Raw genomic sequence first — 19352 nt, 5'->3', positions numbered from 1 at the left:
TTACTTCACCCACACGCCGGTTTCGCCTTCGATGCGATAGGTCGTTCCCTTGGGCAGAGCATTAAACTGTTCTTCGCTCGTCACCGTCACAACACCGCCGAGACGATCGCCCTTTGCAGATGTGTCGCTGGATGGTGACTTATCCGATCCGCCGACTTTGGCGGCTTTTTGATATTCTTTGAACTGCTGGAACGGATCGGGAAGGGCAGCGATCTGCCTATAGCCTTCCTGATAATCGATGTTTCCGCGTTGGACCTCACTAGCAATCCGAGCCGCTTCGACCTTGTTCTTCGTGACCGCGTTCATCGTAGTGGCAATCATCTGGTTGCCATCTGGTGTGTTGCCTAGCGACGGAATCGATTTGACGAACTGCTGAGCATCAAAATCGCTCGTGGCGCCCGTTCCGGCAACACGCAACTGAGGTGATACACGCGCAGCGAGACTGTCCATCGCTTGGATTTCAGAGAGGTTATCAACCTTGATGCCAAACGCTTCGAAAGTCGGACCCCAAGCTTTCTTGGCTTCCGCCCAACGACCGGTGCCGATTTGCTTGCTAAGATCGGCAAGTATCTGCACATTGCCAGCAAGCTCCTGCGCTGTAGTACCTTGTTTGACGATGTCCGCCATGTCGGTTGCCGCAAGCTCTGCTGACTTACCTGCGAACTTATCTTCAGGCTGCTGAACACCGGCACGCTTTTGAGCCGTCTGGTAATCGACAAATCCCGGCTTCTCGACACCGTATTCGTAATTTTTAATGTCAGCGGTCGTTTCAGCATTCTTGCCAACAGCGCCGCCAAGACCCTTCGCCTTTTCGACATCGAACATCGACTGACCGAAGCCGGGAGCCAGCTTGAAGCCGCCCGTTGCCTGATCGATGACCATGCCTTCTTCGGCGCCCTTCTGCTGAAGTGCCTGAACCTGTTTAAGCGTCTGGCGCGCACCTTCGTCGTCACCGTTCAACATCTGAAGCTCAGCCAGTTCGCCGAGTGCTTCAGGCGGATAGCCGTTCACACCGGGAGAACCCCACTTAGCGACGAACGCCTTCGTACGGGCCTGATTGTCGCCAAGGGTCTTCATTTTATAGTCGTTCAGACGATTAGCGGCGCCGAATTTCTTGGCTTCCAAATTCGAGTCCAGAGCATCGCCATAGCCCTGTCCGGCAGAAGCTACGCCAGCGCCCAAGACCTGAAGCAAGTTCGTCGGCTTACCAACGGACGGACCACCAGCCATCATGGCAGCGGCGCCACCTTGGATGAGGGCACGGGCGACGGCTTCACGCTTGTCCGGGTCTTCCGGAAGAAACTGTTGCAGAAAATTCGGCTGCTTTTCCGGTGTAAGGACGGCTTCCAGATCGTTCGAACCGTCGTCCTTTTTGCGGCGAAGGAAATCCCAAATGCTTGCCATGATTATGCAGCCTCCTTCATCAGTCCGGAGACATCGACAATCTTACGACCAGCAAATTCGATGACGGCGCCAGTCTTCTCTTCGACTTCTTGGGCGATCGGGCCTGTCCAGACGATAGCGTCCGGATCATCACGGTATGAAAATTCGTACATCGCGATCTTGTCGCCATTGGTCAGCGGCATATAGCCGACAAGCGCGTGGATGACCTTTTCGCGGACGTCGCAGAGTGAGAACAAGCCAGCCAGCGACGACAAGCCGCCCAAAATCTGACCAGTCGTATTGCTGTAAACCGGCTGTGTGGTGTTGCTGTAGCCACCGCCATTCAGCAGATTTACGAAGTTGCCGATGTTGGTAAGGGGCTGTTGCTGAGCCGTATTCCACGCATCAACCTGCGACTGAAGAACCGTCGAATTATAGTTGTCCTTCGCCGTGCCCACGCCCGAAAGCGCCTGAGACGGAAGGTACTGGTTCTGATACTGTTGTGCTGCCTGTGACGCTGCCGAGAGCTTCTGACCATTGAGGTTGCTATCGGCGGCAATCTGGCTGTTAGCCGCATTGAGTTTCTGACCATTCAGACCAAGCATGTTTGCGATGTTGTTCTGATAGTTGTTCGACGCCATTTGGGCGCCCTGCATCTGAAACGCGTTGTTCTGGTTGAACTGAGCATTCGCAGCGTTCGAATTGGCGAGTTGCGCGGCGTTCTGGCTATCGGACAGACTGCCGTAAAGCGACGTTCCAGCCTGACGAAGCTGCTGTTGCTGAGCATCGGTCGCGGCAAGCTGCTGATTGGCATTCAGACGGTTGTTGACGTCCTGATTATAAAGATTGCCGTATAGGTTCGCCGCATTCTGCTGAGCCGCCACGTCCTGATTATACTGGTTGGTCAGGGCGTTCGTCGCCACTTCGGACATTGCCTTAGCAGCAGTCGCATCGGCATTGTTCCGCATCGAAGCATAGGCGCCAGAACCGGTTCGACCGGCAAGGGCTGCTTGGCTATCGATTTGAGGTGTAGTGACGTTCTTGAGCTGATCGGCAATGCTGGCTTGCTGATTTGCAATATTTTGATTCAGTAGAGGATTAGCAAGGATGTTCGCGCCGCTGGCTGTCTGCTGAAGATATGAGGATGCAGCCGGATTCGAACTGTTCGCGAGCTGGTTGGCTTGGGCGGACTGAAGACCTGACGCGGCGTTGTTGTAAGTGCCGTATCCAGAAGCCTGAGAAAGGGCAGGGTTCGAATAGTTCAGATTATAGGAGCCGGGAGCATTCGAAGCGCCGCCATTCATCACGGACTTCGCATAGGCGTCAGTCGGATTCGTGCCGAGACTGCCATTCTGAAGGCTGGAAAGCGTGTTGGCTGCTTGCGAGTTGATGCCCGAATTGAGGATGCCATTCACAGCATTGGAGCCGGACGAAAGAACGGCAGTGTTACCGCCTCTAGCGATCTGTTCAGCCTGAGAAAGACTGTCCTTCGTAGCCTGTGATTGATCGGCAATGAGAGGCCCTGACCATGGCTTCGGGGCGCCGTTTTTTATCAGGTCATTGAATTGAGCGTATTGATCAAGAAGATAAGGCTTAGCGCCGTCCCAAGGTTCGACCTTGGTTGTTGTTTCTTTAGGGGTACTAGGTGGCAATTTTAAAGCCTCTTAATGTGTTCCTTTCCGTGTTTTTCGAAGCCGAATTTCAAGAGAAACCGGTGCCATTCTTTACGGGGTTCTCCACATATGTAGGAGAAATTCATCTGCCGAAGTGCCGAACAAGCAGCTTCTTGAAGCGCCATAAGCTCCCGCAAGGAGCCTCCAATTTTCCCGCCGACAATCAGCACATTGGCGGCGCTGTGACCGTCTTCATCGACAAAGAAATGGAGCACAGCCGCGCCATTCGGCGTGGTGACCAAAAGCCATTCGCCAGAGCGCATCTTTTCAACCATTTCGGCTTCAGTGAAAAATGAGGGACCGTATTGAAATGCCGCGCAAAGCCAGTCCCGAACACGCGCATATTCTTCGTCCGAATAACCAATATTCATGCGCTGTAGATCAGGTAATCGAACGCCCTTTCTGTCGTCGCTGACGCATGACTAATCGTGAAAGAACCGTTCGTTATGGCTGAGACAAAGGCGCCGGAAGTGGCTGCATTTGCGTTGCGTGGCTGCAAAAAGATGCGGGAAGCCGTTGTGACCTTCGCGTTCGTGACCGTTGTGGTGGTCGTGGAATTGGCGAGTGTCACCGATCCGGTCGCGCTATCCAGCAGGTTCACCACGGAATTGAGCACGGTGGTTATCTGGCGCGTGTCGGTGTGGTTGTAGACGGATTGCACCATCGTCAGCGCCTCCCTACAGCCTTTGCATCGATCTCCAAGGAGAATGCACGGCGCCATTCGCCAGCGATCGTGACCCTAAATCGGCTTATGCGAGACTGTGAGCGAAGATAGCAAAAGCCGGTCGCTGGATGCGCCTCAGACAGCGGTGACCATGACAATCCGGTATTAGGCAGGTTTCGGCTACCGACTTGCACACGCGCAACGCCATCGCCTTCGAAAAGAGGTCTACAAGCGTCCACACGCGCTACGTCTTCGCCCTTATCGGAGACCATGCGGGATAGCTGGTATTCGGGCGTCTCGACAATTAGATCGAGCGTCGGACCATCGAATGAGTAGACGGCGCCGTTTTCATCCATGCCAAAGAGCAAGGGCTGATTACCGCTCCAAACCATACTATCGAGAGGTGCCGGGATTTGGTCGATGCTTCCGTATTCGTCCAATTGGTCGATCGTCGTAGGCAAGCTGACCGCATTGCAGATCAGATGCGTTGTGGCATCTGCCGTCGTGAATTCACCGCTGGTGTAGTTGTAGCAAAGGACCATGTCCGGCTTGCCGGTAGTGCTATTCTTCGAAACGAACTGCCACATGATGAGCGAAAGTTTCGGGTCGGCGACCGTGGTCATCAAATGAGCTTGGTCGAGATCGGCGATTTCGCTGAACCAACGATCAATGCGACCATTGCCAATCGGTGTGATCTGACCGCCAATCATCATTTGAAAGCCATTTTCGGATAAGAAGAAATGGCGCGATTCAACTGTGATGACGGATTCCGGCACGGAACATCCGGTCCCAACCACTCGGTCTTGGAATTGGAAAACGAAGGGAGCGCCGACAAAGGTCATTTGGACGATACCGCGCTGAAGGAGCACGTAACAGTTCTCATCCGTGACCAAGCCGGTGATCGCTCCGAAATTCTGGATGTCCTGAAAATCTGCCATAGTGGCTTGGCTGTAAGCCCACGATCCGGGTGCTTCGATACCTGACCAACGGACGCGGTTGGGAACATTGCCGTCAAGTTGGTCATAGCAATTGCCGAGTACGACGAAGCCCTTGGTCGTGGCGATATGACGACCGCGAACCAATGAGGTGAGGTTCCCGAACTGCAAATCGGCGTTCATGTCGATATATTGTGGCTCGTTGTGGAAATTGGTTGCGATTTGCAGGTTGCCGAACTCTAGGAACTTCCATCGCTCGCTTCCGCCAGTCGTGTAGCCACCTGAACGGCTGATATCCGTCCATTCGCGGGTGGCGGGACTGAGCTTATAGAGGGCTGCTGCCGAGCCACCGTAAACACGAGAATTTCCATCTCTATCAGAGCCAATTGCACAACCACGCGGGCGCGACTCCATCGACGTGGAACTGAACAAAGCAGCGCGCTTCAGCGGATAAAGCGTCACACCGCCTTGCGTCGAACCACGACCAGCCGTGGCGTTATGGATGCGGTTGAAGCCCGGATTGTTCAATGCTGGCAGGTCAGGCGTAAAGCTGGTGAAGGGTGTCTGGATTACCGCCATGCATTTGACCCCATGATGATAGGACCAGTTTGGCGACCACGGCGGTCATCTTCGGACACTATTCCGAGAGCTTCCTGAAGCGCGGCAGATTCGATCTGCACACCTTCAGCATTGGTCATCCAACGATGATATTCCTTGAGAACAGCCGAGATGTAGACGTTCGGGAAGCGGTCAAACAGCCAATTGGATTGGTCGGCTGAGAGGGCAGGGAATGCAGCCCAATAAAGTAATTCGATCGTCGCATCGGGTTCGCCAACAAAGACCAGACGATTGCCGGTGCGGTAATAGCCAACCTCGTTTTCGCAGAGATTAGCCGCCTGAACCGCTACGGGCTTGTAGAGCTTGGCGCCCGTGATCGACCGGATTTCGAGAAAATCATCGGGTAGGGTGATTGCGCCAACATCGATACGCAGGATCACCGTTTTTTCAGCAAGATAATGCTTTGTTACCGATCGGAGATATGATTCAGCGCGTTGAACAAAACCGTCGAACGGCATGTCGGAAATCGACCGGATGGTGTAGCTTTCGATCGTGGACAGAAATTCGTCATAGGTCATGGGTTAGATCACCCAATTATTCGTGCGGAATTTTCTGAAGTCCGCGTCGTTCAGGCGCCGTGCCATCGCGATAGGATCGTCGGTAATGCCTTCCTTGCGCCATTCGGCGAATAGGCCTTTGGGGATCGACGCAACCTTCTGAAGATCGCCGTGTGAACCGGTGCGAGAAAATTCGGCGGCTTCTTGGGCATTCGCATCGAACAGCGCCGATAGCGATTTCCATTCTGTGATGATCTCCATCTTGTCGCCATCGCGAACAAGCCAGATCGTCTTTTCGTCATCTTCAGACCAAAGGAGAGTGCCGTTCTGAGGAAGGAGATCGCCTAGTGAGAGTGTATTGTTGTCCATAATTCGCCTCTGGATTTTTCAGTATTTAGCGAATTGCGGACGTCACAAATGGAAAGGGGCCTCCGAAGAAGCCCCTCAAATCCTGCTTTATTCTTTTTATTGCGGGCAGGTATTAGGCGTTCAAGTCCCGAAGCTGTCCAGAAGATTTCTCATTCTTCGCTTCCAATGTTGCCTCTGCGACGATCATAAACTTGTCGCTGTCACCGCTCTTGCCGAGTTCTTCGACCGAGAATGAACGAAGGAAGGCAACAGCCCACATTTCTGGATCATAAGCGATAATGGTCTTTGTCAGCGCATACGGGTGCGGATTGACATTCAGCGTACCCCAATCTGATACGTAGATGTCTACGCCCTGATTGATGGTCTTCTTTTCAGCGTTCTGCTGCTTCTGAGCGCCACCGGTAAAGCCGCTGATAGCGCGCTTGAGCTTTGGACCAGCCAGAACTTCCTTCGGACGTCCACCGGAAACGTAGATTTTTTCCAGCATGTCGAGGAACATGGCTTCGGTCACCGATCGAGCGGTGCCGTCAACAGCAGCGGAGATGTTACCGTTTGAGAAGCCGGTGATTGCGGAGTTCGCGCCACCGAAGGCATTCGTTGCGGTGATTGCCTGATAGCCGCCCATGTAACGGGTGCCCGTTGCGGATGAACCCTGACCACCAAGAAGCGACATTTCAAGGTCTCGGCGGATTTCGAGACCACGGTTTTTGACGAGCCGTGCCTTCTCGGTCTTGGCGCCGGCGGTATCGACTGCCTGAATGGTTCCCGACAGACGGATATCTTTCTGCATCAGTTGGCAGATGTTAGATACGCGGACAGGGACCGTTGCGGCGGTGTCTACAAGGTCGGCGCCTTCAGCAACCGCGTTGTTCGCCGAAGCGGGCGACAGGCTGTCTACCAGAACTTCGTGACGGACGGCGGTGGCTTTGGTCTTGCCGATAGACGAGAAAAACGGAGTTTCGGTCGGATCAACATTGGAAATGGTGTTCGCAAGGTCTTCGCGGGCGTGGGCAATTTGGTTCGTGACTAGAGTTGGCATTACGGGTTTAAACCTCTTTTTATTGGACGCTTCTTGCGCCGGTTTCGTTGGTTAAAGCAGACGGGAAATAAGCGCGATTGCGTCACTTCCAGATTTCGTTGAGTTGAACTTGTTGAGATCGCGGGTGTAAGCGTCACTAGCCTTGGATGAAGTCCCCTTCACACTGATGGCTGGCTTTTGCTCCATCTTCTGAACGACTTGCGGGATTGCCTTCTGAGCATTCATTGCTTTGTTTAGCTCATACAGGATACCGACAATTCGATAGTCAGATACGCCTTCGATTTCTTCCTTTGAGAAACCATTGTCGATCAGCAATTGAGTGATCTGACCAAGGGCTTCTGCCGATTTACCTTTGTCCTGCATCTCAGGATATTTCGCCAAGAACTGCGCCTGACTTTCGCGCAATTGAGCCTGATGCATTTCCGCTTCATATTCCGCTTGCTTCGTACGAAGTGCGGTTTCGGCGTCAAACATCTGCTTTACGGCGGCTTCTTTGCGTGCCCACTTGTTCTGTTCGATTAGGAACTGATGTGGATCGTCGCGAAGGAGCTCGTCCCAATTCGGCTGTTCGATCTGCGAAAACTCAATAGCCAATTGCTGTTTAATGGCTTCGATGCCTTGGAGGGCTTCCATTCGCAGTTGGTTCTTGTCGAACATGGCTGCATTATATTCGTCTCGCTGACGAGCAAGCTCTTGTGTCTTTTTAGTAAATGCGGACTGTCGCAAATAACCGTTTCGCAGTTCCGAGAGGCTGACTTGTTCGCCGTCAATCTCGTAATACTGTTCTTCGGTATCTGGTGTCTCAACAGCGTCAGTTTCTTCGGCTGTTGGTTCGGTTTCAACATGGTCTTCTGCTTGTTCTGAAACTTCGTCAGAGGCTTCCGTCACGTCCAAAAGTGCGGCGATACGATCAACCGCGCTGGCATCATCAAGTGCAGTCTCCATTTCGGAGTTATTGCTTTCGTCTTCCATTGTCCTTTCGTTTTCCAAATGTAAGTGTTGTATATAGCGTCGTATGCAGTTCTGAACGGAGATTTCCGCGTTATTCGTCGGAAATTTCTTCCATTTTTGCCGCTACGGACGCGGATTCAATGTATTTAGACATTCTGTCGTTTAGTAGTTTGAAGCCGTGCGATAGCGCATGAACGTTCGCCAATGTCTCCGTATCGCCGATCTTTACAGCGCGGAAATTGGCGAGAATATCGGCTTCAATTGCAGCGGCAATAAGCTGAAAATCAGGGTTGTTCAGAAGCCGTTTAGCCGCGTTAGAACGGTCTAGAATTGCTTGATCGATCATGGGTTATAGCCCTGCATTGGTGTTGGAATGGCGGGCGACTGGATGTTTCCCATGGCATCGCGCATGGCAGACTGTTCAAGCTTCAGGCGTTCTACTTCGACATGTGCCGCATATTTCGCTTCGATTTCTGCGCGCTTGAGTTCGAAATCTTGAGCCATCTGGTCCCGCTTTAGGTCCATTTCGGCGGCAAGCTTCGACATCTGGAATTGGCGGTCAGCTTCGTCCGATTGCGCCTTCAATTGAGCTTTGACCTTCTCCACCTCGATAAGACCAGCGTTCGGATCGACGGGAGGCTGCGGCGGGGGAGGCGGCGGCAATGTCGATGGATCGACAAGGAACGGAGCCGTATTCTTGAGGCCCTGACCTTCAACCAGTTTCGTCAGCGTCGAATAGATCGACTGAGCGTTCACGATGGGCAGACCGGCTTGAAGTGCCTGATACTGCTGGTTCAGAAGGTTCGTCAGGTTGCCTTGCGACTGGTCACGCGACATCGTGCCGAAAACGACGCTCGTAACAAGGTCGAACGTGAGATCAAACTGGTCCAGAGCGATGGCTTGGTTAGTCAATCGCGTGAAAAGCTCAGCAGCTTCATCGGGATTGTCAATCAGCAGCGAAATGCAGATGCGGACCAGATAGCGATATCCCGTGTCTGCAAGGTTTCTCGAAATTCCTTCGATTAGAAGCTGAGAAGCGTTCGAACGGAGGTTCGCAGCCGTGGCGCTAGTGCGCTGTAGGTCACTGGCGTCGATCGCCAGCATGCTTTCGCCAGTACCGGTGGACATATCAAGCGAGCGGGAAAGCTGGTCGATTACCGGAATGGCATCTGCACCGGCAAACGGGGCCTTGTTATAGCTGATGCCGCCTGAAGGATCGGTCGAACGGACGATCGCACCGGCATGGCTATTCAACAAATCTTCGACGTTCGTAGTATCCGGATTGACGACCTTAATCGGGTTCACCGACTGGCTGAGCGAATCCAAGACTCCGCGATAAAGTTTAGAAATTAGTGTGTGGTCATCAAGGAGCCGATCGGCAGCACCAAGCCCGAACAGGGTATGGCTCACGGGGAAGCAACAAAAAGCAGCATAGGGCGCTAGGCTGACTTCCGTGTGATCAAGAAGGGTTGGGCGGTTTTCCAGATTGCCCCCAATTGTTATGCGCCACAGGCGGTGTTTGCGGTCCTTTCCGATCTTCAGTTTGGTGTAAATGGTGTAGACGGTCACGTCATCAGGACCGATGCCCTGTTCACCGGCAAGGTCTTTCGAACGCTCAAGCGCGATGCCATCTGTTTTATCGGAAGCTGCCGGGAGTTCATCGATCTTCGCACGGTCAAAGCCCATGTCCAGCAATTCAGCGCGGGTAACAACGCGGCGGTGACCCTGAATTTTTGCCAGAATTCCGCCTGTTTCCGGGTCGAAGCGGGCGTCTTTGCTGATGATCAGGTCTTCCGGGCAAACTGGAAGGATTGAGAACTTCGGGATGCGCTTGATCGTCCTGATCTTCAGATCCCGAGTTTCGATTGGTCCAAGTGGACCTGGAGTCGTGGTCGGCTTTGAAGCCTCTTCGATCACGATAAGGCCCTGTTCTTCCTGCTGATTGAGGGCGACAAGGTGTTCGTTCGGAACGCCTTCAAGCAGACGCGGCAAGCTCTCTTCGGTCTCAACCGTGAATTCCGCCGTGAGAACGCCCAAGCCAGTAAGAAGCGAGTCCTGAAACACTGGCTGAAGGTATGCCGCCGAACTATTCCGGGTGCGAAGAATCCATCCGACTGTGTCGTTCATTTGTTTGGCGATGGCTTCGTCTTCGGGACCAATGCCGCAAAATTCAACGACCGACTGAGGGCTGTCGAAAATGCGGAATAGCTGCGCTGAGCACCAGTCCGTCGCTTGCTGAACCTTCGGGCTGACCCATTTCGATTTGCCTTTTAGCTTGTCGTCACCGGGAAGCGGTTCGCGCTTATAATGCTTAAGAGCCTGTTCTTGCTTGTTGGCAATATTGGAATTGCTCCAACTCACAGCCTGTTTCAATTGTGGCGTGATGGAATTCAAAATAGCTTCGTCTTCAGTGGTCATAGATGGGAAAATCTCGCGATAATTTTCCCGTATTTAGAAGAACGCGATAGTCTGCTTATTCGAGCGTCTGAAGATGGTCGTAGACTATCTTGGTGTTCCAATTGTACTTTGAAGCGTACCGAGTTCTAGACACCGCGAACGTCAAACCGAGCGCGTCTGAAAAATCGGGTGAGCGACCAATTCGTTTCTTGATTTGGTCTTTCTTTTCGATCTTGATCTTGCCGCTTGCGTCCTCAAATTGGACTGAACAAAGCTCTTCAATCAGCTTAGCATTGTTGGGGATTTGGACGTTCTCACCGGCAAACCAATCCGCCATTTCGGCGTAAAGCTGGTCCCTTACCCGTGAGTAGCGTTCAGGATGCCTTGTCGGTGTTCCCGCAAATTTGCATTCATAGGCGGGCAAACCAAGGTCTTTAACTGCCGAATATACGCCGTAACCAAGCCCATTGGCATCGATACTGATGACGACCGGGCGCTGATTTTTCGGTGTCCGCTCGTAAAGGTCTTTGATTGCGTAAGCCAATTGCGTTGGATTGAGATCATTCCATTGCTTGAATTCGAGCACCTTGTTGTCTTGCCGGATACAGAGAACGCTTGAGTCAGCACCCTGACCGGCTGGATCGAGACCCCAAATAATCGGCGCATTCTCAGGCGGGAAACACTCATTCTGAACGGCATATTCGACATGCTCGCGGGGGATCAATCCGGACTCGTCCGATAAGGGAAACTCCCCCTCGACATACACGCGATAATTGCGCGTTGTTGGTCCGCCGTAGTTGGCGGCAATTGCCTTGAGGTTCGCCGGATCAAAGCCGGGAGCGTCGGTCATCTTGCCATGGACATGAGTCCATTGGTCACTAATTTCTGGATCGCACCAAGTACGCCAGAAGAAACCCGAAGCATGCGATGGGTTGCTGATCAGGCATAGTTTAGGATTAGGGTCGGCAATAAGGATGTTCAGAAGAGCGTCAGTAAACACTACATCTGGTATGCCCGAAGCCTCGTCTGCAAATATGTAGACATTCGGGCTATGAATTCCGCGTGCTGCTGAGATGTTTTCCGCGCTTGCAAGGCGGTATTCAGCGAAGCATGTGGAGGGATTTACCTTTCGGCTGATACGAGTAGCGGACACCTCGTAGAAGCCCCTAAACGGCTCAGCCATACGGGTATGAAGGGTCTGAAGCTCCTTCCAGATCGTGGATTTTAGGGTGGCTTCGCTGGGCCCAAAAATCGCCGTCTGTAGCTGGTCGTGGGTGCAAAGGGACCACCAAACCAGAACGGCGCAACAGAGCGTTTTGCCGAATCCGGCTGAACCTTTCACAGAAATCTGTCTGTTGTGCTGAAAAGCTTCGCAGATTTCGACCTGTTTTGGCGACAGGTCGATATTAAATACCTGCTTGGCAAACACGGGAATGTTTGCATGGTAAAGAGCTAAAAGTTCGGCAATATGGGCTGGATTATAGGGCGTGTTGTCTGACATGCCGTATATAGCGGCGGGTCAATTTTCGCTTATTCGCTGTCCTTTCGAGACAGCATCTTCAGCAGGAATTCGCGTAGGTCTTCGCGCAATGAAGCCGGGTTCTGAGCGTAGTTCTTCCCAATGCCGATGATAGCTTCAGCCAGACTCATACCGATAATGCCGAGCATGAAGCCGATCGCGCCTTGGGCGGCAGTCGCTCCAAACATCAGCACGACGAAGGGCGTCAGAAACGATGCACATAGAGTACCGGCAGCACCGGCAACAACACGTTCCCAAAAAGAGCCATGCTTGTTGACGATAGCCCGAACAACGCCACCGGCAAGCCCTGAAACGAAATGACCGGGCTGGATACCGATGGCTGTAAGCCAAGCCGCCAATATGCTGAACATTACTCGCTATCGCCCTCGATCACCTTGGGCAGCTTGGGTGTGACATCGATTAGCGGTTTAGACGCCATTCGCTGAGCTTCAAGCAACATGGCTCCTATGTCGTGTGTGTGATTGACTTCGACCTTCGTTTCCGTCGCAGCGCGAGAAACGCTGATTGAAAGGATGTATTCCAAGGCCTTTCGACGGGTGTCATCCTTCACATCCGGATCGTTCGCCAAAGCCCACATCATTTCGGCGGCTTCGAGACCCTTTCCATTGAGGAATTCTTTCGTTTCCTTCGGAGTAGGGACCGTTCCGCCTGTCTTTTTGCGCCCTTTTTGAAACCCTATTTTGCGAAGATGTTCCTGAAACTCAGGAGACTGCTTTTTCGCCCGTTCTTCAGGCGGTACCGTACGGGTTCTTTTCCGCCGCTTATTCGGTTCGGGAAGGGGACCAAGGATGTCTTCGATATTACTCAATGATCCGCCCTCCGATCATCGTGACGAATGCCAGAGCGTCATCATCTTCGGTGAAAAGGACAACGAAATGGTCGTCATGAATCTCGAATGAGAAGTCGTCTTCAGTGATCAGCAATTTGATCCGATCGCCGAACTTTTTGTTGATCCATTCGTCAAATGAACCGGCTTCTTTCGCAGCGGTAATGTCCGCCGAATAGCCGTTAGGGAGAGTGTAATTTACTTTTGCCATTGCCTTTCGCGAAAAACTGTTATTTGTCGTATTTAGCGACAAGAACAATTTTAACAGGGAAAGAAAAATGACCACATTTCTTGAGTATTCGGCGGGATATGAAGTGAAGGAAAACGCGGCTGTTGCGGCGTTTATGGCGGCACTTCAGAGGCAGCAAAAGGCATTCTCGACCGGTCAAACGAACCGTCGTAGTTGGGTGAAGCAGGAAGTAAATGGCTACTATGTGAAGCTTGGGAAGCTTGAAAAGTCATATCTTCTGAGCACGGAAGAAGACGTCAAAGACTTCCTGCATCGTGCCGCCATTGGTGCGCAGTCTGAGCCGGATTTCCAGAAGCTTATTGAAGCTGCTTATGGCGAACCGGTCGTTGAAGTGAAGCGCGGTCGCAAGAAAAAGGCGGCTTGACCCGACTTTTTGATTTTGACTCACAGAAGTCGGACGCCCTAATCGTGTTTCTTCGCCCCCAAAGGGGTGAGGCGGGGGTGTGATTTGCCGGGAAATCGGTGGACGGCTTTGAGGCCTAGCGACCTGTGGCGCCGGTAGCTCGCCGCCGTCCGCTGCTATGAACGCGATGGGCAGGCGGTGGTTCCGTGCTTGCCTTGTGTCCGTAAAGGTATAGTCCAACGTACATCTAAATGCAAGCGAAAAAGTATGTACGTAAGGGTTGATTTCAGTCATCGGACAGATGTATTATCGGACAGAACCTAAACGGACAATGATCGATGACACAGACAATCCTATACGCCCGCGTCTCCACACTAGACCAAGACCTAACCCACCAACGCACCCACGCTGAGAAGGCTGGCTTCCATATCGATGAAGTCGTAGCCGATCATGGTGTGTCCGGTGTCAGCACTCGTCTGGCTGAACGAACCGAAGGCAAGCGGCTGTTCGATATGCTTCGACGCGGCGATACTCTGGTCGTTCGTTGGGTCGATCGCCTTGGCAGAAACTATGAAGATGTAACCGAGACCATCCGCCTGTTCATGAAGAAGGGTGTGATCATCCGGACTGTCATCAACAACATGACCTTCGATGGCTCTACCACCGATCCGACACAGATGGCTGTTCGTGACGCCCTAATCGCATTCATGGCAGCGACAGCCCAAGCGCAAGCCGAAGCCACCAAGGAAGCTCAGAGAGCCGGTATAGAGGCGAACAAGGGCAATGCAGACAAGTATCGCGGTAAGAAGCCGTCATACAGCCGGGATCAGTTCAACACAGTGGTCGATATGATCGGTGCAGGGCAGGGCGCATCAGCCATATCCAAGGCAACAGGGCTGACACGGCAGACGATCTTGCGCATTCGCGACGATCAGGCAGCTTCAGAGGCAGCTTTGGCGAAGTGGGGAATTTAACTTGTTGTAAATATGCAACACTAAGTTCAGACTTTGTTGATGTGTGATATATATGCAACTTTTTGCGAGTTCCAGCGGCGGTCTACAGCGCGGGCGCCCGAAACGTGGTATCCATTAGAACATATCGGTCAGTACGTTATCGTACAGTGTTACCGCTTTACTTGCCGATAGATTCAAACGACTGTCTCAGCGTCGTGTTCATTTGCACTGTTCCGACAAGAAAGGCCTGATGCTCGCGATGTCATCAGGTCTTTTTCTTTTCAACCTGTACTATGTTGCGCATTTACTCACTCGATGAGTATAAGCCCAATGTGTCCGACACGCCGCCGCAACGTCGGGCGCATGTGAGTGGAGGTTATTCCTGCTTTTTGTAGGGCAGTAGCAGTAACCTCCATCACTCACTCTTCCCAAGGATGCAGTCCGCCCTATATTTCCATCGTTGCTGGTGTGGGAGATATTCCGACGACAATCGAGGAAGGCGGCTCTTTTGCGGCTTCAGTCGTCTTCCTCCTTGATCTCGTCTCACATGATCGCTAGATGTGATACATCGTCGGATGTTACCCCTATTGCACCGGACGATGGAGAGGCAAACCGCAGACCCACTCTCGTTTGCCTCTCCTTTTATTTTCTTTGAGATAAAGCCAGTTTTATATTGAGCGGGATGTGGGATTATCGCATTTCGACAAAAACATGCATTTATAGCAGCCGGAAACCCCTGCAAAATAAGGGTTTTTGAGACCCCAACTTTAAGGAAATTCCTGGGGTTCGGTTTGAGCGAATGGCGGTGCATGTAACCTTGCGCCACTCAATCATGGGATTGAACCGTTCGGTGCAGCCGACAGCCATTCGGTACAGGTTGGACACCCACAGCTATTCCAGAGACGAACAGGAAAAGCAGAGGGTAACAGTTGAACCCCATTGGCGATTGGTGAGGTTCAGCAGCTTCCTTCAGGTAACGACAGGAATCCAACAGTTCGTCTATTGGGTAAAGGTTTGGTCCTTCTTCCTATCCCATTGTTTAAAACCAAGCGAAATGGCTCGCGAAGCGAGACATGATCGCGAAGCGATCCGATTAAGGTCTGGTAGGGATCATTTTGAACTGGTTGATGTTGGATTGTTATCCCATGGGAATCCATGACCAACACCGAATCTTATGGGATTGGATTGTTCGAACAGGTTCCTTCCTGAATCTCATGGAATTCCATTGAACCTTATGATGCGCTTCGCGCAGTTCGCTTCGCTCACGTACCTATGTTTTTTATAATTTGCATTTCCATTACTGATTCATTGAATCAAATGAGATGTAACAGAATATCCCTTATAAACACTCTTTCTATAGAGATAAAACGTTACAGTAGTTGACGAGATTGAGTGGCGCAACGTTACATCGATCCCCGAAAATGCGCATCAATACTTGATTAAACACCGATATTCTGCTACTGTATTGACGGTCGATAGCCGCTGTTTGCCGCTTTTACCCGACCAAACTCCCAAACACTAAATTCCCTATATACAACGTTGGATGCGAAGTCGGGCATGACTTGTTTCCATCAGGTCACGCTTAAAGGCTTCGCACAACGATACCTCTCCTGAAGAATGAATAGTCTTTTGAAGGTCTCAGTGTTCTTGCCCGACGCACTGAGACCTTTTTCATTTTCAGATTTTTCAGAGGTACGTATTTTTGACATTCACAATTCAAACCGTAAGCGGTCACATCGGCGCCGGTAAGTCGCGTTCTTTCCATCATTGGTTTGGCGAACTTGTCCAAGAAAATGGCGGCAAGCCGATCCCAACCACTGTCGCCACACCCACCAATCGCCTTTCCCTTCAGCACCATGGCTACTTCCAGAATGAAGGCATTGCTTCGGCGGTGATCTCTCAGGAAGAGGGCTATCGCAGCGCATCCGAAGAGTATTTGCGCCGTGTCGAAGAGGGTGACGAAAGCGTCCTGCTGGTCAATCACTCGGTGGCTCTAGAAACAAAGACCGGCAAGGAGAACCGGCTTTTGGTCGTGGATGAATACTTCGTCCCTATGAGCACGATCTTCATCGAATTTGAGAAGCCGGAAGACGTCGCGGACTTTGTCGTCACTGATGCCCATAAGCCCGGTTATTACGAACTGATCGGTGGCGAACACGCTGTCCGTTTGGGCGTGGACGTCAAGGATGAAGACGGTGTCAAATACCGGAAGTACGGCAAGAAAGCTCGTGAGCTTGCAGAGTTTACCCTGAACGAACATTACCTTGTCGTGATCGATAAGGAAAGCTTCGACAAGGCGGTATCAGGTGAGGCATTCCAACCTGACGCCAACGGCAAAACGCCACGCGTTTTCCTTCAGTTCACGATCTTCATGCTGCCTTCCATCGTCCAAGGTTTCAAAGATGTCCTGATGATCGGTGCAAACCGGAATACAACACTGCTTTATAAGATGTGGACCAAGGACGGCGTTGTCTTTGAGGCGAATAAGTCGATGGAGGATCGGCTTGATTATTCAGACCTGCACCACAAGGCTCAGCTTGCCAAGGTCTATCATCCGCCCCTTCCGAACTTGTCGAAGACTTTTCTCAAGCGCCTTGGCAACACCAATGAAGAGCTTGGGCAGCAGACGTTCCTAGACATCGTCTCTGATGGGATTGCGGACAGGTTCGGCGAACAGCCTCACATATTCTGCACGAACAAGCACAAGCATTCTGACAAGGAATATGGCTGGAAGCTTGAAGGGAAGGGCGGCAAGCGCGTTATCACCAACCCGAATGGTTGGAACGATCTCCAAGACTACGACATGGCGGTGTTCATGGCTGCGATCAACTATGATCCGGAGACCATCCAGCGTCTTTGGGACTTCTATGAGATCGACAACAAGGCGGCGAAAGAGGCGCTTTGCTACGAGCTTGTCTACCAGTTCTTAGGTCGCACCTCCTTGCGGGACTTCAAGAGCGAAAACGAAGTCATTCTCATTGTTCCTGACGCTGGTGCTGCTGCCAATATTTGCGCTCTAATCGGATGCGGCGAACCCATACCTCTAGACATCGATTTTGGCATTGAGGCGCGAAAGGCTGGTCGTCCCCGTGTCGAAAAGACTGCCGAACAGAAGAAGGAAGAGACACGCCAGCGTGTTGCTCTCCACCGAGCCAAGAAGAAGGCTGAAGCCGCCGCTCAGCTTGCCGTTTAACCCAAACAGAGAAAGGAAATGAAGACCAATATCACAATCGAACTGAACCCAATCAATTGCGGGATTTACGAGTTCCGCCATATCGAAACTGGGATGGCATACGTTGGATCATCGATCGACGTTCGATCCCGAATAGCCCAGCATTTTCGAGACCTGTCAAAGAGCAAACATCACAGCAAGAAAGCTCAAGAGCTTTATGACGCCTCAATAACCGGAAATTCGGCATTCACTGCCACTTTGATCCAATCTTGTTCGCTCGAAGAATTGGACGACATCGAGGAAGAATACATCCAAACCGGCGATTACGTCTTGAACGATAAACGCGGAAAACACGGACGATACGCGAGAAAGCATGGGAAACAGCCCAAGCCGAAAAATCGAAGCGTGTTCCCAAATCGCAGGACCAAATACGTGCTGAGACACGGGAGAGAGTGCGCAAGCATAATGAGAAGAAGCGGATTGCGGAAGGGCGTCCGGAGCCTCGACGTCCAAGGTTGAAGCATATGAGTGATGAGGAAAGGCGTGATTATCTCCGCGAAAGAAGGCACGAGAGAGAAATCAAAAAGAAAGCTGCCGCCGCCCAATCCCCAAATCCATAAATACGATCACGGCACGAGAACAGGCGCATAAGCCGCCTGTCTGCCGCCCAATTCCAAACAAAATCATATTATCTCAGGAGAATTTTACCCATATGAACCACACCGCTATTTCCGCCATTTTTCTTGACGCTGTGAATGCTGAAGAAGCCATCACCGCCGATACCGTCCGAACCGCCGCGCTAAAGACGCTGCACGATCTAATGACCGATGAGTATGTTCCTCACGCTATTCGCACCGATATCGCGAAATACATCATTGAGACACATATCGGCTGATCATCGAGCCATAGACTGAAACGAAAAAAGCCCGCTGAGATCATCAAGCGGGCTTTCGTGTATTTGAATGCAGCGTGTCTTAGACGGACGGCGCGCAGACGATGATGCGGGACAGAACGCGGTCAAAGCCGACGATCTCGCGAGCTACGCGGAGAGCACGGGCCTGATCGCCAGTTGTCCGGACAGCGCCTTCGAGCACGATGTAATCGCCGGTGACATCAACGGACAGGTCTTTGCCGTCAAAGTTATGCAGATAGCTCAGTTCTGTCTCGATGGCAGTTTTCTCCATCGAGATACCGTGGTCGCGAGCGAATTCGAAAGTTGCGGAAGGCTGAAGGGTGCTCAGAAACATTTGCTTGTCCTCGAACATGAATGCACGATGAACAAACCGTTGTGCTTTGTTTATGTTCCCGGAGGCGGTGAAATTATTTGGCGGTAGTCAATCGAAGGGCTTGGATCGACTGAGCAAACGCATCATTCGCACGCGCTTCTAGCCCGGTCGCATCTGTGTCCGTCGCGAGATCAAGGGCGTCGATCGCATTCCAGCTTTGGGCCTGTTCCATCTCGCTCGCCATGATGGAGTGGGTCAGCTTTTGATTGGCGGCGGCAAGCGTCTGAGCATCGGCAACCATTTGGGCGATGGTCTTTTCGTTCGTCTCGACTGCCGAAGTCAGGACGGCGTTTCGTTGGGTGAGAGTGTCGATCTCAGCCGCTTTCAGGCGATTCGACACATACCAGCCGCCGCCAAGGGCGATGACGACGATGATTAGGGCGATGATTGCGTATAGGTTGAATTGCGCGAGCATGCCTTATGTATGTGGGGGACACCGTGGGTAAAAGGATATCT

22 protein-coding genes are annotated in these 19352 nt (G+C 52.0%); 5 read left to right on the top strand and 17 right to left on the bottom strand.

Annotation, left to right across the window (positions count from 1 at the left end):
* From NCHU2750_RS11885 to NCHU2750_RS11815, 15 genes are all read right to left on the bottom strand, one after another.
* Positions 1–1404, bottom strand: coding sequence for a hypothetical protein (locus tag NCHU2750_RS11885; protein WP_119940689.1), 1404 nt, complete (start codon positions 1402–1404; stop codon positions 1–3).
* Between the two features lie 2 nt (positions 1405–1406).
* Positions 1407–3035: a hypothetical protein gene (locus NCHU2750_RS11880; protein WP_205583848.1), complete on the bottom strand. Its 1629-nt coding sequence runs from the start codon at positions 3033–3035 to the stop codon at positions 1407–1409.
* A 2-nt stretch (positions 3036–3037) separates the two neighbouring features.
* Positions 3038–3427 carry a GNAT family N-acetyltransferase gene (locus NCHU2750_RS11875; protein WP_162939599.1) on the bottom strand — a complete coding sequence of 130 codons (390 nt, stop codon included), beginning with the start codon at positions 3425–3427 and terminating at the stop codon, positions 3038–3040.
* Positions 3424–3720 carry a hypothetical protein gene (locus NCHU2750_RS11870; protein WP_245480230.1) on the bottom strand — a complete coding sequence of 99 codons (297 nt, stop codon included), beginning with the start codon at positions 3718–3720 and terminating at the stop codon, positions 3424–3426. Before NCHU2750_RS11870 ends, NCHU2750_RS11875 begins: the two co-directional genes overlap by 4 nt.
* A gap of 2 nt (positions 3721–3722) precedes the next feature.
* Positions 3723–5234 carry a hypothetical protein gene (locus NCHU2750_RS11865; protein ID WP_119940687.1) on the bottom strand — a complete coding sequence of 504 codons (1512 nt, stop codon included), beginning with the start codon at positions 5232–5234 and terminating at the stop codon, positions 3723–3725.
* The gene (locus tag NCHU2750_RS11860; RefSeq protein ID WP_119940686.1) at positions 5225–5791 is read right to left on the bottom strand and encodes a phage adaptor protein; all 567 of its coding nucleotides are present in this window, start codon (positions 5789–5791) and stop codon (positions 5225–5227) included. Before NCHU2750_RS11860 ends, NCHU2750_RS11865 begins: the two co-directional genes overlap by 10 nt.
* Positions 5792–5794: 3 nt before the next feature.
* Positions 5795–6139 carry a hypothetical protein gene (locus NCHU2750_RS11855; RefSeq protein WP_119940685.1) on the bottom strand — a complete coding sequence of 115 codons (345 nt, stop codon included), beginning with the start codon at positions 6137–6139 and terminating at the stop codon, positions 5795–5797.
* 112 nt (positions 6140–6251) lie between these two features.
* A complete protein-coding gene (locus NCHU2750_RS11850) occupies positions 6252–7178 on the bottom strand; it encodes an SU10 major capsid protein (protein WP_119940684.1) in 927 nt (308 codons plus the stop codon).
* 51 nt (positions 7179–7229) lie between these two features.
* Positions 7230–8150, bottom strand: coding sequence for a hypothetical protein (locus NCHU2750_RS11845; protein ID WP_119940683.1), 921 nt, complete (start codon positions 8148–8150; stop codon positions 7230–7232).
* A gap of 70 nt (positions 8151–8220) precedes the next feature.
* Complete coding sequence (locus NCHU2750_RS11840) at positions 8221–8475, bottom strand: hypothetical protein (RefSeq protein WP_119940682.1); 255 nt, start codon at positions 8473–8475, stop codon at positions 8221–8223.
* Positions 8472–10547: a portal protein gene (locus tag NCHU2750_RS11835; RefSeq protein ID WP_119940681.1), complete on the bottom strand. Its 2076-nt coding sequence runs from the start codon at positions 10545–10547 to the stop codon at positions 8472–8474. The genes NCHU2750_RS11840 and NCHU2750_RS11835 overlap by 4 nt, the downstream gene beginning before the upstream one ends.
* Before the next feature lie 55 nt (positions 10548–10602).
* Positions 10603–12027 carry a phage terminase large subunit family protein gene (locus tag NCHU2750_RS11830; RefSeq protein WP_119940680.1) on the bottom strand — a complete coding sequence of 475 codons (1425 nt, stop codon included), beginning with the start codon at positions 12025–12027 and terminating at the stop codon, positions 10603–10605.
* Between the two features lie 29 nt (positions 12028–12056).
* Positions 12057–12416 (bottom strand): hypothetical protein, encoded by a 360-nt coding sequence (locus NCHU2750_RS11825; RefSeq protein WP_119940679.1) that lies wholly within the window; start codon positions 12414–12416, stop codon positions 12057–12059.
* Complete coding sequence (locus NCHU2750_RS11820; RefSeq protein WP_119940678.1) at positions 12416–12874, bottom strand: hypothetical protein; 459 nt, start codon at positions 12872–12874, stop codon at positions 12416–12418. Before NCHU2750_RS11820 ends, NCHU2750_RS11825 begins: the two co-directional genes overlap by 1 nt.
* Positions 12867–13103: a hypothetical protein gene (locus NCHU2750_RS11815; RefSeq protein ID WP_119940677.1), complete on the bottom strand. Its 237-nt coding sequence runs from the start codon at positions 13101–13103 to the stop codon at positions 12867–12869. The genes NCHU2750_RS11820 and NCHU2750_RS11815 overlap by 8 nt, the downstream gene beginning before the upstream one ends.
* 67 nt (positions 13104–13170) lie before the next feature.
* Between NCHU2750_RS11815 and NCHU2750_RS11810 the strand changes: the two genes are divergently transcribed.
* The 5 genes from NCHU2750_RS11810 (at position 13171) to NCHU2750_RS11790 (ending at position 18505) form a co-directional block, all read left to right on the top strand.
* Complete coding sequence (locus NCHU2750_RS11810; protein WP_119940676.1) at positions 13171–13506, top strand: hypothetical protein; 336 nt, start codon at positions 13171–13173, stop codon at positions 13504–13506.
* A gap of 317 nt (positions 13507–13823) precedes the next feature.
* The gene (locus tag NCHU2750_RS11805; RefSeq protein WP_119940675.1) at positions 13824–14459 is read left to right on the top strand and encodes a recombinase family protein; all 636 of its coding nucleotides are present in this window, start codon (positions 13824–13826) and stop codon (positions 14457–14459) included.
* A gap of 1681 nt (positions 14460–16140) precedes the next feature.
* Positions 16141–17631, top strand: a complete 1491-nt coding sequence (locus tag NCHU2750_RS11800; protein WP_119940674.1) for a hypothetical protein — start codon at positions 16141–16143, stop codon at positions 17629–17631.
* 18 nt (positions 17632–17649) lie between these two features.
* Positions 17650–18129 carry a GIY-YIG nuclease family protein gene (locus tag NCHU2750_RS11795; protein WP_119940673.1) on the top strand — a complete coding sequence of 160 codons (480 nt, stop codon included), beginning with the start codon at positions 17650–17652 and terminating at the stop codon, positions 18127–18129.
* A gap of 193 nt (positions 18130–18322) precedes the next feature.
* Positions 18323–18505 (top strand): hypothetical protein, encoded by a 183-nt coding sequence (locus NCHU2750_RS11790; RefSeq protein WP_119940672.1) that lies wholly within the window; start codon positions 18323–18325, stop codon positions 18503–18505.
* A gap of 79 nt (positions 18506–18584) precedes the next feature.
* Here NCHU2750_RS11790 and NCHU2750_RS11785 read toward each other — a convergent pair whose 3' ends face one another.
* Both NCHU2750_RS11785 and NCHU2750_RS11780 read right to left on the bottom strand, forming a co-directional pair.
* Positions 18585–18857: a BON domain-containing protein gene (locus NCHU2750_RS11785; protein ID WP_119940671.1), complete on the bottom strand. Its 273-nt coding sequence runs from the start codon at positions 18855–18857 to the stop codon at positions 18585–18587.
* 73 nt (positions 18858–18930) lie between these two features.
* Positions 18931–19311, bottom strand: coding sequence for a hypothetical protein (locus NCHU2750_RS11780; RefSeq protein WP_119940670.1), 381 nt, complete (start codon positions 19309–19311; stop codon positions 18931–18933).
* Positions 19312–19352: the final 41 nt, after the last annotated feature.

The organism is Neorhizobium sp. NCHU2750, assembly GCF_003597675.1.
In the GTDB taxonomy this organism is placed as follows: domain Bacteria; phylum Pseudomonadota; class Alphaproteobacteria; order Rhizobiales; family Rhizobiaceae; genus Neorhizobium.
Note: the sequence above shows the minus strand (reverse complement) of the source record. Positions and strands in the feature narration are given on the sequence as shown.